10 protein-coding genes are annotated in these 14,039 nt (G+C 56.8%); 4 read left to right on the top strand and 6 right to left on the bottom strand.

From position 1 onward, the window contains the following. Positions 1-61 precede the first annotated feature (61 nt). Positions 62-1,900 (bottom strand): hypothetical protein, encoded by a 1,839-nt coding sequence (locus K0V07_RS08230; RefSeq protein ID WP_220624044.1) that lies wholly within the window; start codon positions 1,898-1,900, stop codon positions 62-64. 264 nt (positions 1,901-2,164) lie between these two features. Here K0V07_RS08230 and K0V07_RS08235 point away from each other — a divergent pair, with 264 nt between their 5' ends. After that, positions 2,165-3,064: an AraC family transcriptional regulator gene (locus tag K0V07_RS08235; RefSeq protein WP_220624045.1), complete on the top strand. Its 900-nt coding sequence runs from the start codon at positions 2,165-2,167 to the stop codon at positions 3,062-3,064. 204 nt (positions 3,065-3,268) lie between these two features. Next, entirely contained in the window at positions 3,269-5,170 is a 1,902-nt protein-coding gene (locus K0V07_RS08240) for a beta-L-arabinofuranosidase domain-containing protein (RefSeq protein WP_220624046.1), read from the top strand. 222 nt (positions 5,171-5,392) lie between these two features. Here K0V07_RS08240 and K0V07_RS08245 read toward each other — a convergent pair whose 3' ends face one another. Beyond that, complete coding sequence (locus K0V07_RS08245; RefSeq protein WP_220624047.1) at positions 5,393-7,222, bottom strand: hypothetical protein; 1,830 nt, start codon at positions 7,220-7,222, stop codon at positions 5,393-5,395. A 495-nt stretch (positions 7,223-7,717) separates the two neighbouring features. Here K0V07_RS08245 and K0V07_RS08250 point away from each other — a divergent pair, with 495 nt between their 5' ends. Further along, on the top strand, positions 7,718-8,683 hold the full coding sequence (locus tag K0V07_RS08250) for a LacI family DNA-binding transcriptional regulator (protein ID WP_220620920.1): 966 nt from the start codon (positions 7,718-7,720) through the stop codon (positions 8,681-8,683). Between the two features lie 85 nt (positions 8,684-8,768). Here the strand turns inward: K0V07_RS08250 and K0V07_RS08255 are convergent, their stop codons facing one another. The 4 genes from K0V07_RS08255 to K0V07_RS08270 all read right to left on the bottom strand — a co-directional run bounded on the left by K0V07_RS08255 (position 8,769) and on the right by K0V07_RS08270 (position 13,344). Further along, positions 8,769-10,133: a sulfatase-like hydrolase/transferase gene (locus K0V07_RS08255; protein ID WP_220620921.1), complete on the bottom strand. Its 1,365-nt coding sequence runs from the start codon at positions 10,131-10,133 to the stop codon at positions 8,769-8,771. 95 nt (positions 10,134-10,228) lie between these two features. Next, positions 10,229-11,272 carry a hydroxyacid dehydrogenase gene (locus K0V07_RS08260; protein ID WP_220620922.1) on the bottom strand — a complete coding sequence of 348 codons (1,044 nt, stop codon included), beginning with the start codon at positions 11,270-11,272 and terminating at the stop codon, positions 10,229-10,231. Between the two features lie 105 nt (positions 11,273-11,377). Next, positions 11,378-12,214 carry a hypothetical protein gene (locus K0V07_RS08265; protein WP_220620923.1) on the bottom strand — a complete coding sequence of 279 codons (837 nt, stop codon included), beginning with the start codon at positions 12,212-12,214 and terminating at the stop codon, positions 11,378-11,380. A 104-nt stretch (positions 12,215-12,318) separates the two neighbouring features. Continuing rightward, a complete protein-coding gene (locus K0V07_RS08270) occupies positions 12,319-13,344 on the bottom strand; it encodes a LacI family DNA-binding transcriptional regulator (protein ID WP_220620924.1) in 1,026 nt (341 codons plus the stop codon). Between the two features lie 74 nt (positions 13,345-13,418). Between K0V07_RS08270 and K0V07_RS08275 the strand changes: the two genes are divergently transcribed. Continuing rightward, a complete protein-coding gene (locus K0V07_RS08275) occupies positions 13,419-14,027 on the top strand; it encodes a prepilin-type N-terminal cleavage/methylation domain-containing protein (protein WP_220620925.1) in 609 nt (202 codons plus the stop codon). The last annotated feature ends 12 nt before the right edge of the window (positions 14,028-14,039 follow it).

Genomic DNA, 14,039 nt, shown 5'->3' on the forward strand with positions numbered 1-14,039 from the left:
AGGTGCCCGGCAGGCACATTGCCGGGCACTCCTGTCGATACGAGGACACGCGCTATCAGCCTCAGACTCGCGTGTTATCGTACTCTAGCTGATATAGCACACTATCAGGAGCTTGGAGAGTATCCTCGAAGCTGTCGCAATCGGTGGCTACGACACGTCCGGAGAACAGTTCTCTGACACTGCTGCATTTGGCGGGAAGCTGGAACGTCCTGAGGCCGCCCGTGGCGGTATGGGCGGCGAGGAGGCGAGAGTTGGCATAGACGGGCTCACCCACTGCACCGTAGAGATGCACGCCAGCAGAGTCGGCTATGGCGCGCAGGGAAGCGGCCGAGGGGCTAAGGTCGGAGTGCAGGACAGATGTCCAGCCCCCAAAGTCTTTCTCCTGAATGCTGCCTGGCTTGTAGGGGAGACCGGTTAGTTTCTCGACATTGGCCTCATCGTAGTGACCGTCAGCGATGACGCCTGCCATGTGAATCCAAAGGAGAGTCCGGCCTTGCGCGGCGATTTTGTTTTTCAACTCCTCGGCTTTGTCAGTGTCGCAGGCGAAGAGATTGGGGAAGATGACCAGCTTGAACTGCGTGAAGTCGATCCTGTCGATATCGGCAGTGGAGTAGAGGCTGTAGGGAGCACCGATACGCCCAAGAGGTTGACGCAACGTTCTGAACACATCGATCACGCGCTTGTCGTATTCGTTCAGGGCGAGGCAGCTGTCGGCATCGACGAGGACGGCGATTTCGCTCGCGTCTGCCGCGGGCGTCTCAACTTGCTCATCCCAGATGTCTTTCATCTGCTCCAGAGCCTGCAGGACATTCTTGGAATCGTACCAGTGGTTCCACATGTCGAACCACCAGAGCGAAACACCCTTGGTGAGAGCCAGTGAGAACTCTCGACGCAGCCCGGCTATGGACGAGGGCTCATCGGACCAGCGATGATTCCACGATTCGCCCCAGGGGATGCCCCATGGGAGAAGGGGGTTGCCGTTTGCCGTATGCGTAAAGTGGTCAATCTCCCGGATATAGCCCTTACCGTGCAGCTTCATGCTGTCGATGAGCGACATGTACCCGCTGGCACCTCCCATCTCACGATCCGCATAAGTGCCGGGAGAGATAAAGAAATCGATGTCGTCGGAGGCGAACACCTTGTCGTATCCCAAGTGCCCGTAGGAGACGAGTCGCTCGTGTCCGTGCTCGAGGACGTAGCCGTAGAAAACACCGAGATCGACACGGTGGTCGATGATCGACTGGGCCTGCTCGGCAAAGTAAAGAATCGTATCGGCGATCAGGTTACGGCTGAAATCCCAATACCGGATGCTGAGCCCGTCTGCCTGAGGGTCTTTCAGAAGTCCATGAGCAGCAGATGTACGCTCTCGCATAGACGGTAGATCAGTCGAATCTTCATTGCCCTGCTCGGCACACCACTGGCGCCACGCATCGATCCTGCTCGGTGACTCCTGCCCGTGGGAAGCGTCTTGCCATTCGCAGGTTGCTCCGGCGCACAGGATATAGCTTTTGATATGTTCGCCGTACTTCTGCTCACAGTGTTCCAAAAAGGCGTGCAGGTACTCGGTGGCCTCTTTGCGCCACCGCGTGTCGCCAGCTACCTTGCCGAGGTTGTAAAAGGAGTCGTCATAGCGGGAAAAACGCGTGAGCCAGTTTGGCGTGTTCAGGTCGATCATGCAGAGGAACTGCGTGCTCGGGTTGACCTCCAGTATCTCGTCAAACTGGCGGTCCAGGTACTCCCACTTATAGACGCCGAAGTGCATCCAGTTGGGGCGATGCTGACTGTATTCGACACCCAGGCTGTTGAGTGTGTTGGAGGGGTAGATACACACCGTATCGACTCCGAGTTCCACGAATTGGGCAACGGTATCCTGTTTAGGCCAGAATGAGCGGTAGGCCATAAATGGTTTTGCCTTGGAGGATACTCCTCCATCTATGGTGCCGGATACGGTCGCGGTGTTGCTTTCAGCAGCCGCGTGTGAAGGGGGGCGAATCGAGTGTGTCATCCCTAACAATGCTCTCTCGCTTCACCGCAATCCTCAATCTGATTGAGTTTCCCATTTTTCACAAAACTTTAGTTTTATGAAGATTTTGGCCGTTGGATATAATCTTTGTGTTTTCGACTCATGGTGGACAATATCCAATATTTTTGCTAGATGCATGGCATGTCTTTGAAAGACGCTCTTCCTGGCGTCTCTTTGTCCCCAAACGGTTTTATCTTCATGTCTGTACCAGATTCTAGCTCATCGGTGGATGGTAGGGAATCCCATGTGAAACATGCCTCTCCGCACCACGGTTTTATTTGTGGGTATCGTCACTGTCAGCCGGAAACTTCGCCCTGGAAGCAGCGTATCACTGATCGGGCCGGATTGCTACTGTGCGTGGACGGAGAGGGAGTTATCTCCTACGGGGATGATGATCGGCTGTCCGCTGTGTCTGGTGATCTTATTCTTCTGAAGCCCAGTGTCGCACACGCCTTTCAACCTGTCGGGACCTGGCATTTTCTCTGGTTTCATTTTCCGATCCGGTCGCATGTCATGCATGCTCTGCAGTGGCCAGAGCCGATTCCGGGGCTAGGGAAGGCAAGCCTTTTGCACGAGGACTTTATGCAGTCGCAGACTTCGCTGCTGGAGGCCCATCGGCTTGATTTGCAGCGTACACGTAATTGGAGTGAGCTGGCTCTCATCCTCGTGGAAAGTGCACTGGTGCGCGGCTACAATCAAAACATGGCGGAAGCGGCGGGTATCGACCGTAGGGTGCAGGCTGCTCAAAAGCTTCTGGCGGAGAGCGATGGGAGTATCGATCAGATTGCCAGACTATGCGGTGTGTCCAGGACGGCTCTGTACGAGAAATTTAAGAAAGCTGTCGGGGTTTCTCCTCGGCAGTACCGTGAGGAGGCTTTGCTTAGGCGCGCAGTACAGCTCCTTGCATTGCCTGAGTTGTCGATTGCGGAGATCTCGGAGCAGGTTGGCATGCCAGATCCCTATTACTTCTCCACGCGTTTTCGTAAGGCGTTTGGACAGGCTCCCCGAGACTATCGCAAGCGATTGTTTGCGGGCAGTTAATAGCCCTGATTTTTGTCACAGGCACAGCGCCGACCATCTCGCGTCATACCGATTTGTCTGCGTGTTTGATGTCGAGCCGGTGTTTTCGGACAAAATTAAAGGTAATATGGATGTTAAGCTATTTTCGGAATGCCTGTAATAAAGTATTCTATGAGCGATCTGTATTTTGAGTCACCTGTACCTCCTAAAAGATTGGAATCGCTTATGAAAGTATCCTCACACTCCGAGACTTTGCCGCCTTCATTGGGCCGACTGCGCCTGAGCGGACCTGTTGCTGAGCACCTGGAAACCTTTGCTTACGAGCGCATCATCTCCGAGCGGGCGCATCGGGTGGTCTTTCACGAAGCGGAGGACGCATTTCGCAATAAGCTGGACGACAGCTCCGGCGTGCATGGCATCTGGCAGGGCGAGTACTGGGGTAAATGGATGATCGGCGCAGTGCGTCACTGTGAGTATGTCCACGACACGGAACTTAAGGAGTTTATCCGAACCAGCGTGCATACGCTGATGGAGATGCAGGAGCCCTCCGGGTATATCGGCACTTACCGTGACCCGATGAACATTTTCCCCGCTGACCCTGCTGTGACCGAAAAGGCGCTGGGGTGGCCGTGTAACTGGAACTGGAACATCTGGTGCCGCAAGTACACCCTGTGGGGCCTGCTAGAGGCCTACCGCCTGCTCGGCGAGTCGGAGATCTTGCACGCGGCCGAGCGGCTGGCCATGCACTTAATTACCTCGCTGAAGGAGAATGGGATACGACTCGGACAGACGGGAACCTTTGCCGGGGTGGCCAGCGGCTCGATTCTCAAGCCAATGCTGCTGCTGTATCGTCAGACCGGGGATGAGCGCTACCTGGAATTTTCCCAGGAGATCGTGGCTGATTGGAGGCGCGAGGACGACCTGTGTCCGAACCTTATCACTAACGCGCTTAGCGGAAAGCCGGTCCATGAGTGGTACGGGAATCCCCATGACTTCGCCAAGGCCTACGAGATGATGTCCTGCTTCGAAGGAGTCATCGAGCTCTACCGAATCACGCGAGAGCGCGAACTGCTCGAAAGCGTCATCTGTTTTCACCGGCTGCTAAAAGAGCATGAGTACAACGTGGTCCACTCGGTCGGCTTTAATGACATCTTTCACCATGGGTCCTCGCAGATCAGTGCCATCACTGAGCCCTGCGATGTTATCCACTGGATGCGCCTGAACGGAGAGCTCTACCTGGAGACCGGTGACAGCGTTTACCTGGACGATTTTGAGCTGGCATTCTATAACCCCTTTCTGGCCTCCGTGTGTCGGGACGGTAAGTGGGGAGCCCGTGGCGTGCGCAGCCATACTCGCCATCTCTACGTTTTTGAGCAGGCCAAAATGAAGCATAACCACTGCTGTGTGGACAACATGCCGCGAGGCTTCCTCAACTTCGCCCAAATGGCCACCACCGTGAACGATAACGGTGTTTCGGTGAACTTCTATTCGCCTTTTGAGTCCGAGCTGGAGCTGCCCTCCGGCGGCTCGATCAAGCTCTGTGTCAGCGGTGACTATCTCGGTACCGGTAAGGTGCAGATCACCTGGGATGCAAAGCTTGATAAGCCCATTGTGCTGCGCCTTCGTATCCCGGGATGGGCGATGTCAGCCACGCTGGAGATCGAGGGTGCGCTGGAAACTGAGCGTACGACGCCAACGGGAGAGGGGGAGTGGTTTGACCTTGCCGTCGAGTCCGGTCAGTCCAGTGCAGAGTTGTGCTTTGAGCGCGAGCTTGTTGTGCGTGAGCACGCAGCTACGCCTGATGTTCCGGCCTGGCACCGCAAGCGCTGGATTGAGCCAGGCATCGAGTCGTTGATGCGTACTGAGCGTGGCAGCACTCTGCAGTACGGGCCGCTATTGCTCGCCCGCAGTCGTTTTATCGGAAATACGGAGGAGGAGATGTTTGGCCCGCCGCTGTCGGCCGGTTTTACGTGCACGCTCACGCCCATCGCACCCAACGGAGTGGACTATGCCTTCGAGGCCGAGATACATGATGGCAGTCGATCGCTTCAGACAAAGGTCTGTGACTTTGCATCTGCCGGGAACGTCATCACCGAAGAGGCGAAGCTGTTCAGCGTTTTCTTTTAGTATCGAGGGGCGACGTGTGTCTGCGCGGCATCTGTGGCATTTGAAGGGTGCGGAGTCAAGGCATGCTGAGAGCTGCGGCTGGCTTAACGTGCTACCAGAACTTTTCGAAACTAACCTTTAAGTCATGGGCTGCCTTTATAACCAAACGCTCAGTCACACCATTGACCCGTCTGGACTGAATCTCAACGGGGTACTGTTTGCGTAGACAGGTCAAGGCCACGGTCAGGCCTGGTCAGACCCGGTTGCAGCCTGATTGAGATTGCCGACGTGTTCGGGCTCTTCCTTTTCTGAGGCCTCCCGAGCCGCCATAATAGCCTCCACGTTTTTCTGCGCACGGAGCCCGCCGAGGTATAGCAGCAGTCCCGATAGGATGACGAAAAGGGACACCGCCAGGATGCAGAGGCGGCTGAATAGATCATTGGGGACGAGCAGGATCAGCATAATCAGCGCTCCCACCGCCATGACGGACTTACCCAGCAAGTAGTACTGAGCATAGTCGATGGTGGACGAGCCAATCTCCTTCTCGTAGTCGATCGGCTTGTGCATCATCTTGAAGAAGTTGTCGATCTCCTCACGAGATTTCTCGGAGGAGGTACGGTTCATCAGGCGGCAGACAATGGTCGCCAGTGTCCCACAGATCAAAATCCACATCGTGCGCTCCTGGACCGTCCACTGCTCGCCGCTCAGGTAGCCGTCGATAAACGACCAGATCGAGGGGATCATGCAGCCTCCAAAGATCGGGAAATATGACCATTTGGGTAGCTTTTTGAGCCACAGGCCCATCAGCTTGGGGAAGCCCATCGGCACGCCGATGACCGAGCCGATGATCAGATAGGCATCAAAGAGTGCGATCTCGCTCTGGTTCGCCAGCAGCAGCGCATAGCTCACAATGATCAACCCGAGGATCAGCGTTGAGATATGGCAGATGCGGATATCTGTTTTCGGTGAAAGTTCCTTGTGGTACCCAAGCGCCCCCCGCAAGCGAGGGATCATGTTGCGGGCAATAACGCCCACCTGGCCGTTTAGCCCGGAGTCCATGCTACTCATCGTAGCCGCAAACATGGCCGCAATCATCATGCCCATCATGCCGTTGGGGAGGAGTTTCATGGCGATAAACGCGTAGGCTGTCTCGGTCGGTTTCTCCACAGCACTGGCCATGATCTCATCCGCGAACATGAACCGCGCAACCATCGGCGGGACGAACCAGATCAGGCTCCCGATGGCCATCATGATAAAGGCCCACCAGGAGGCACGGGCGGCTTCCTTGCCGTCGCGCGCCGAGATATAACGCCCGGCTGAGCTGAGGCTGATCTGACTGTATAGCTGCATGAAAAAGATCACGATGGCCCACTTGTATGTGAAGCGGTCTCCCGAGAAGTGACCCGGATCGTTAAAGAAGCGAAAATCCTCCGCGAAGCGCGGATCGCTGAAATAACTGAAGAACTCTCCAAATCCCCCAATGGCTCGCAGCGACAGGAAAAACACCAGCGCCGTAATCGCAAACATCACCAGTGCCTGCACAAAGTCCGTCGCCATGACCGCCCATTTCCCCCCGGTGGTGGAGTAGAAAACCACGATCAGGCAGATCGTTATCATGACGGGCACCAGTGGCAGGTTCAGCACCGTGCTGGCAAAGAGCGAGAGCGCGTACAGCTGGATGGCAGCCCCAAACGGCCCCAGGAACACACCGGCGATGGCCGAGAACTGCTCGACCGATATGCCGAAGCGCATGCGTATCACATCCACGGTCGTGTAGGCCCGCGTCTGCCTGAACCATGGACCCAGGAACAGCCCCCCGACCGCAAATCCAGCACAGTTAGCCAGGTAAAGAACCAGCAGGCTCGGCCCAGCCTCGTAGGCTGCCGAAGCGTTTCCCGTAAAGGTGAAGGCACTGATTCCACTCATCAGGATACTCGTACCGACCAGCCACCATGTGCCACGACCACCGCCGCGCACGAAGTCGCTGAGGTCTTTGTTGAAACGGGCAAAAACCATGCCCAGCAGAAGCAGGACACCAAGATAAAGGGAAAGGGTAATGTATTCGATATTCATTTTTTTGAGGGAGCCTGGACTATAGCCTAAACTCCTTTTTCTTATAAGCGGATTCGACCAATACCCCATTTCGCCCTGTACTGTGGCAGTCGGATATGCTGCGGACACCGATTGCTGTGCACGCGGTGGTCAGAGGTTGTGGGGTATGTGTGTTCATGAGTGTTCAGGGGAATGCGTAGGCCGATACTCTGGACAGCTTCTTATCATGAGGTCTATAAGCTTCGGAACAAGGACAATGCTGAAAACATAATGTAAATAGAGGTGTAAATGTCGTCAGCTTTCATTTTGTTTACAATCCATAGGAGATTGGGACGATAGTTGTCCTGCTATGTGTCTAATGTCAGCGACGCTGGTTGTCTTTTCAGTGTAATGGTTGGCTTTTATACCTGACGAAAGTCACAAACCGGCTCCGTGGTAAGCGTTTCTGTGAAAATTGACTGTAAATAGGCGTGGGATTATGGTTTTTTATCCTCAACTTTCAAAATTACCCCCAAAATGCCTACGATCCATGAAATCGCCAGGGAGGCTGAGGTCTCGATTGCGACCGTTTCCCGTGTGTTCAGTAACCACCCCAATGTGAAAGAGGAGCTGCGTGAGCGCGTCCTGCGCGTGGCCCGGGCGCATGACTACTACCCACGCCTGTCCAATCGACGTCGCACGGTGATCCTGATCACGCCCTCGCGCTCGGAGCACCCCGTGCAAAACTACGTGGACATGGTCGTCTCCCATCTGGCAGAGGCCTCCTCCCGGCGTGGCTACCGGATCGAAATCCTGTCCGAGGACGGCCTGGACAAGCTCGACAACACGCAGTTTTGCGGGGCCATCCAGATCAGCTCCGGCGAGTCTCCCTGGAAAAACTGGGGGCGGCGCTTCGACGCTCCGCTGGTTATCATCGACCGCGAGGTGCCCGGTGGCTTTGAGCAGGTCACATCCGTGCGCTCAAACGAGGAGCAGGGGATGGAGCTGGCCATCGACTATCTCTACCGGCTGGGCCATCGCCGCATCGGCTGCCTCATCAGTAACTCCCGGTTGGGGAACCCGCAGCTGCGCATGCGTTGCCTGGAAGAATCCCTGACCCGGCGCGGGCTACCGGCAGAAAGCTATTTCCTGCGGCTGGCGAGTGAGGTCGAGTATGTGGAGGAGGTGGGTAAGCTGCTGCGTCACGGCGTGGACGCCATCTTTGCGCCGGGGGGATCGGGCGGTATCATTACCGCCTATGCGCTCTCCCTGTATGGTAAGCGGATTCCCGAGGAGATTTCGCTTATCTCCTCGGAGCGGGTGATGGTCTCGCGCTACTGTGTGCCCTCACAAACAACGATTACACAGGATTACAGTAAGCTGGCGTCGATTGCTGTGGACGCCATCGACGCCGCTCTGCGCCGGGACTCTTTCCCGCGCGAAACGATCCTCGATTACCAGCTCATTGAGCGGAACAGTGTCATCGACAGAAAACCGGCCTGACCATCTGGAGTTGTGTCACGGCTCGCACTGAAGTGTGCGAGCGAGGCCATGCCGACTCAATCAGCTTTGAGTGTAGACCGCATTCTTACGCGGGGGCCGTGTGGCGCATGAAGCAGTTCTTAAGCTCTTCGACTTTTTGCGTATTTTCTGCGGCGATGTTGTTGAGTTCGGCTGGGTCGTTTTTGAGGTCGAAGAGCAGGTCCGGTACGGGCTGGGGGGCATCGAGCTGCTGCTTGAAGCCGCGGTTGGTGTCGTAGCCGGTTATCCACTTCCAGCGCCCGTCGCAGGCAGACTTCCAGTTGCCCAGTCCCGAGAAGACCGCCTCGCGGTTTGAGCGCGCGTTGCCCTCCAGGATTGCACGCAGGGAGCAGGCGTCATTGTAGCGTGGAGTTTCCCCGCAGGCGTAGTCCAGGAAGGTTGCGGAGAGGTCAATGAGGGAGACGGCGGAGTCGTTGGTCCCGGTGGCCTTCACGCCCGGCCCGGCGATGCAGAGCGGGATGCCGACGGAGGCCTGATAGGGCAGGTTCTTACCGAAAAATCCCTTGTCGCAGAGCATGTCGCCGTGGTCGCTGGAGATGACGATCAAAGTCTCCTCATCCTCCCCGCGCTCATGGATGACCTGCAGCATGCGGCCGACCCAGCGGTCGATGTTTTCAATCATGGCGGCGTAGGCGCGCCGGGTGTTCTGGCGGGTTTCGGGGTCCGCCAGCTCAGAGGGAGGCGGCTCTCCAAATGTGCGCCCGCGCACGGAGTCAAACATGCTGTGGGTGGTGTCCATGGGGGAGTGCGGCCCGCAAAAATTCACCTGTAGGAACCAGGGGGATTGTGTACCAGCGCCCTGCAGTAGATCAACGGCCTGCTGGCCGACAAAGTTGTCCAGGTAAGCCCGGTCGGGGAGGGGAGTCGGCGCATTGCTGTAGTAGTCCCTACGCCCATTCAGGTCGGCGATGTGGACATCGAGCAGGCCTTCACTTTTGAGAAAGGATGTGTAGGGGCACAGATTGTCGCGGGCTCCTTCGGTTACGCCGTCGATTTTACCGCTGACATCGGCGCCGCCGTTGAAGCCCCAGTGGTCGAGGCGGTTGGTGCCGTCAGGCAGAGGGTGCTGCCCGTTTGGGCTCCAGTCGTTGGCATCCTTGGCCAGGTCGTACTTGCCACAGCCGAGCACCTGGTAGCCGGTTTCGCGCAGGCGCTGATAGAAGGTCTGTTCATCCAGATCGAGGTCGTCGCTGTTGCTCTTGACCGCGCAGTGCTCGTACTCCCTACCTGTGGCGAGGCAGGCGCGGGCCGGTGCGCAGAGGGGAGAGGGCGTGACGGCATGGCTAAAGCTCAGGCCCCGCCGTGCCACACTCTGGCAAAAGGGGAGCCGCAGCGGCAGCTCACTCTGCCAGGACCAGTCGTGCCGCCACTGGTCGGGAAAAACAAAGAGGATGTTCGGTGGTCTTTTCATCAAGTGCGATTATTGAGAAGCTGCTGAGCAGATGACTGTTCCGGGTGAACCTAGGCCGGTCCGCCTTTATCAATTACTATGGCATGACGGTCCGTTTATGTGGCCCGGTCATAGCTGATGAGGTCCACTAGATCATGCGGAGATTCTCCGCGCAGGAATCGTTCTATATTCTGCACGGCGTGTTGCCCAAGTAATGCGAGCTGGTCGGCCGTCGGACCAGCGATATGCGGTGTCGCGAGGAGCCCGGGTGTTGTTACCAGAGGCGAATCGCAGGCCATCGGTTCAGTGATACAGACATCGGTGGCGATGCGAAGTCTGCCGCTGGACGCTTCCTTTAGCAGGGCATCCTCGTCCACGATAGCACCGCGCCCGACGTTGACGAAGATAGAGCCGTCGGGGATGGTCGCCAGCAGTTCTGCCGTCAGGCTGTCACGGGATAGCTCGGTAAGGGCTTCACAGCCGAAGAACACGTCGCAGGATTGGCAAAGTTCTTTGAGCGACTGGCAGGGGGTGACTCCTTCCTCATGCATGAGCTTGTGCGGGACACCCTCAGAGAATGCCCGTATCTCGACGGAAAAAGGGCGTAGCAGCTGGACCAGTGTACGAGCCACCCGTCCAAAGCCGTGGATGCTGACACGCTTGCCGAAAAGGGTACGCGTGCCCAGATGCGTCAGCCTGCGCTGCCGGGGTGGTTGCTGGATATACGCAGGCCACTGGGGCAGACTGCGCAGAGCACCCAGGGCCAGTAGCAAGGCGTACTCGGCTACCTGAGGAGCGCACATCGCACCCCAGTTTGAGACGAGCCCGCCACGCTCGATAAAGGAGCGGGGGACGATGCCACGGACAGAACCGGTCACATGGCTGACGTAGCGCAGCGGACAGTCCTCCTGCTCCAGCCAGGCGGAGGGCAGGGGAGGCGTGCTCCATGAGGTGAGGAGGACGGTTGGCCGCAGGGTCTGGAGCTGCTCCTCCCAGTCTTGGGCCGGGACGTCTATCGCCTGGGCTCCGTCGATCTCTGCATCGATCCCGTTGGGGAAAAAGTATTGCCGACACCGTTCGTTCAGGGAGTAAGCGATGCGTTGTTGTTTGAGATCGTCTGAGGCGTTCTCCCGTTCTTTGGCTGAGTTCTGCTTTAACATAGGTACAAGCATCCCGTGTTGCACGCTTGGGGCGCCAACTCGCAGGAATCGATATGGGGTTTATATACGGAGGGGCGTCTAAAGAGATATACCCCAAGCCTGCCCTTAACGGCGGCCCTTCACTCGCTTCAGGAACGCCAGCAGCAAGGTCGCAGCAAGCAGTATGGCGGCACTTTCCGACGGCTCGGGGATCGAGGCGTTACTGTCGATGGACAGATTATCGATATAGAGTGAGCCCACATACTGAGCTTTGGACACGAAGTTAAAGCTGTTCAGCGAGGTACCGGTGCTGATGTTGCCGGTGTTACTGACGCCGCTGGCAACGCGTGTCCCGTTGAGCCACACATCCATCATGCCGGAGGCCACGGTGCCACCCTCATAGGTCAGTGCTGAGCCCGTATTGTTGAAGACGACCACGAGGTTGTTGACTGTGTCTTGAGTGTAGCTCGCGACGGCATCCTGCTTCGTGATGGAGCCGCCCGTGTACAGGTAGAAGGATCCGTCCTGGATCGACAATGCGAATGCGGAGGTGCTGTTACCGTTACCGGTGCCCCAACGCATGATCCAGCCGTCACCCGTGCTGCCAGTGGGGTCGTAGAAGTCCAGGGAGATTTGTCCGCTCTGAGTGGAGTTGAAGGTATTGGTAGCCGCCATGGGCTGGAGGCTGGTATCATAGCTGGTGACAGCCATGTTCAGGAACTGGTTGGATGTCCCCTGCCCGAACAGATTTCCGGTGTCAGCAACGACGGTAAAGGTCTTGTTGGCATTGGTGAGGGTCGTTTTCCAGATTTCCGGGGACTCACCTGTAGGCAGTGACTCTGGCACTGGCGAGTAACCGTTGAAGTTATCCTCGACGAGTACGGCCCCTTGCGCGCAGAGACTAAAACTGGACAGGGCACCACAGAGTAGAAACAGGTAACAATTTTGGGATATTTTTTTCATAGGCCTTTACTCAATCTCAGTCTGATTGATTTCACAAACCATGGGTTGTTCACCAAGGTTAATGATAACCGCTATATTCCAGTAGAAAACGGTAACGCCAGGGCTTACTGAGCGGAGCGCAGGCTTCCGCCGTTGTACCAGCTGCCTTCTATCAGGATACAGCGCGGGTTGTCGCTCAGTCCTCTCTCGCCGTTGTGGAGCATGGACACGAGCATGGTGACCGCTTCTTCGCCGATGAGTGTCGAGTTCTCGACGATACTGGAGACGCCCGGAGTCTCGGCAGAGTAGGTGAACCCGGCTACGCCGATGTCACGCGGGCATTCCAGGCCAGCGGCATCCAGTGTCTTCTTGATTTTCCAGTCAACCGTGACGACCGCATCCAGCCGGTTCTCATCGACCCACGCACGAAACTCCTGATGGTAGCCTTTGTGATCATAGGACAGGGGCGGGATCGGCTCAAACCCGTACAGGTGTACGGCTGTCAGGTAGCCGGCGAGGCAGTTGTAGTCCGTGCGTTCGTTAAATTCCCAAGGGTAAGCGTAGCCAATGCGCTTATAGCCGCGTCTGGCCAACTCCCGCATCGTCGTCAGGACGTTTTTGCAGTGGGCCGCCGTTATCATATTCAACCGCGGCTTCTGAAGAGTGTAGCCAAAGGTGACGGAGGCGAAGTTCTCCCACGGGAAGTCGATTTGTGTAAGCTGGTTGGGCTGGGGGCAGACAAGGATACCCGCGATGTTGCGAGCCTTGAAAATAGAGGCCATGCGCTTGGAGGTCATGCCTGCAGTCGTTAAATCGAAGATCTCCAGCTTATAGCCGTGACTGGCAGCCTGAGCTTGGGCTCCGTTGAAGTAGTCTCGATAGTGGCGGACATTATGCCAGTTCCACTCCTGCGAACTGCGGACCATCCAGGCCAGAGTCCCGTGAAAGGCGACCGGCCGGGACTGCGAACTGTACGCGGCCAGGGCCGAGAGCATCGGGTCACGCACGTAGCCCAGCTCTTTGGCCAGCTGCATGATGCGCTCACGCGTTTCCTGCGGTATACCGGGATGGTTCTTGAGCGCCAGACTCACCGTAGAGCGGTGGACGTTCGCCTTCTCGGCGATGTCTTTCTGGGTAACTCGCTGTGCCATTCACCTTGGTTAACGGACGATGGGTTGTCTGACAAGCTTACTTGTGCAACTTTATGGGCATAACCAACCCCGTTATGCTTTTCTCCAAACCCCACCGGGCATTTTCGCTGCTCGAGTTATTGGCGGCCATCGCGATTATAGCGATCCTGGCATCCATCATTATCCCCATTGGTTTCCGTAGTATCGCAACCACTGAGAAGACCCGCTGTGCTGCCAACCTGCGTCAAATCGGCCAGACGCTGCAGCTCTATCTGAATGATCACAGCCTTCAGTTTCCCGGCCCCTTATACTCGGATATGAGTGCGTGGGCGCCGCGTGGTAGTCACATGCCGACTGTGCTGGAGGACTATATGACGCCGTCAGAGACGATTGGCTCCCGGCGCTATTTCGATATGTTTTTCTGCCCGGCCTGTGTCCGTCGCGCTACAGATACGCGCTCGATGGCAGAGATTAAATCTTACAGCACCGGGAGAAATCCACGGATATTTGGCTACCAGCACAACCGATACCCTCAGGCGGTGATGCGGTTGACCGATATCGAATCTCCGCCCACCACCGTCGTGCTGCAGGATGCTTCTGGAGCTTCAAACGGCATCACCAGCACCGCCCACGAAGCCTTTCGAAATGTGCTCTACGTAGACTGGCATGTGGAGAGCGTGCCCGAGGAGGAGTTCAGTAACTAGCTTCAGCTTTTC

The organism is Ruficoccus sp. ZRK36 (assembly GCF_019603315.1).
Taxonomy (GTDB): Bacteria; Verrucomicrobiota; Verrucomicrobiia; order Opitutales; family Cerasicoccaceae; genus Ruficoccus.

Excerpts from the sequence above, each read along its gene's own strand:
- K0V07_RS08230 (WP_220624044.1), bottom strand. The coding sequence starts at position 1,900 with ATGGCCTACCGCTCATTCTGGCCTAAACAGGATACCGTTGCCCAATTC.
- K0V07_RS08235 (WP_220624045.1), top strand. The coding sequence starts at position 2,165 with ATGTCTTTGAAAGACGCTCTTCCTGGCGTCTCTTTGTCCCCAAACGGT.
- K0V07_RS08240 (WP_220624046.1), top strand. The coding sequence starts at position 3,269 with ATGAAAGTATCCTCACACTCCGAGACTTTGCCGCCTTCATTGGGCCGA.
- K0V07_RS08245 (WP_220624047.1), bottom strand. The coding sequence starts at position 7,222 with ATGAATATCGAATACATTACCCTTTCCCTTTATCTTGGTGTCCTGCTT.
- K0V07_RS08250 (WP_220620920.1), top strand. The coding sequence starts at position 7,718 with ATGCCTACGATCCATGAAATCGCCAGGGAGGCTGAGGTCTCGATTGCG.
- K0V07_RS08255 (WP_220620921.1), bottom strand. The coding sequence starts at position 10,133 with ATGAAAAGACCACCGAACATCCTCTTTGTTTTTCCCGACCAGTGGCGG.
- K0V07_RS08260 (WP_220620922.1), bottom strand. The coding sequence starts at position 11,272 with ATGTTAAAGCAGAACTCAGCCAAAGAACGGGAGAACGCCTCAGACGAT.
- K0V07_RS08265 (WP_220620923.1), bottom strand. The coding sequence starts at position 12,214 with ATGAAAAAAATATCCCAAAATTGTTACCTGTTTCTACTCTGTGGTGCC.
- K0V07_RS08270 (WP_220620924.1), bottom strand. The coding sequence starts at position 13,344 with ATGGCACAGCGAGTTACCCAGAAAGACATCGCCGAGAAGGCGAACGTC.
- K0V07_RS08275 (WP_220620925.1), top strand. The coding sequence starts at position 13,419 with ATGCTTTTCTCCAAACCCCACCGGGCATTTTCGCTGCTCGAGTTATTG.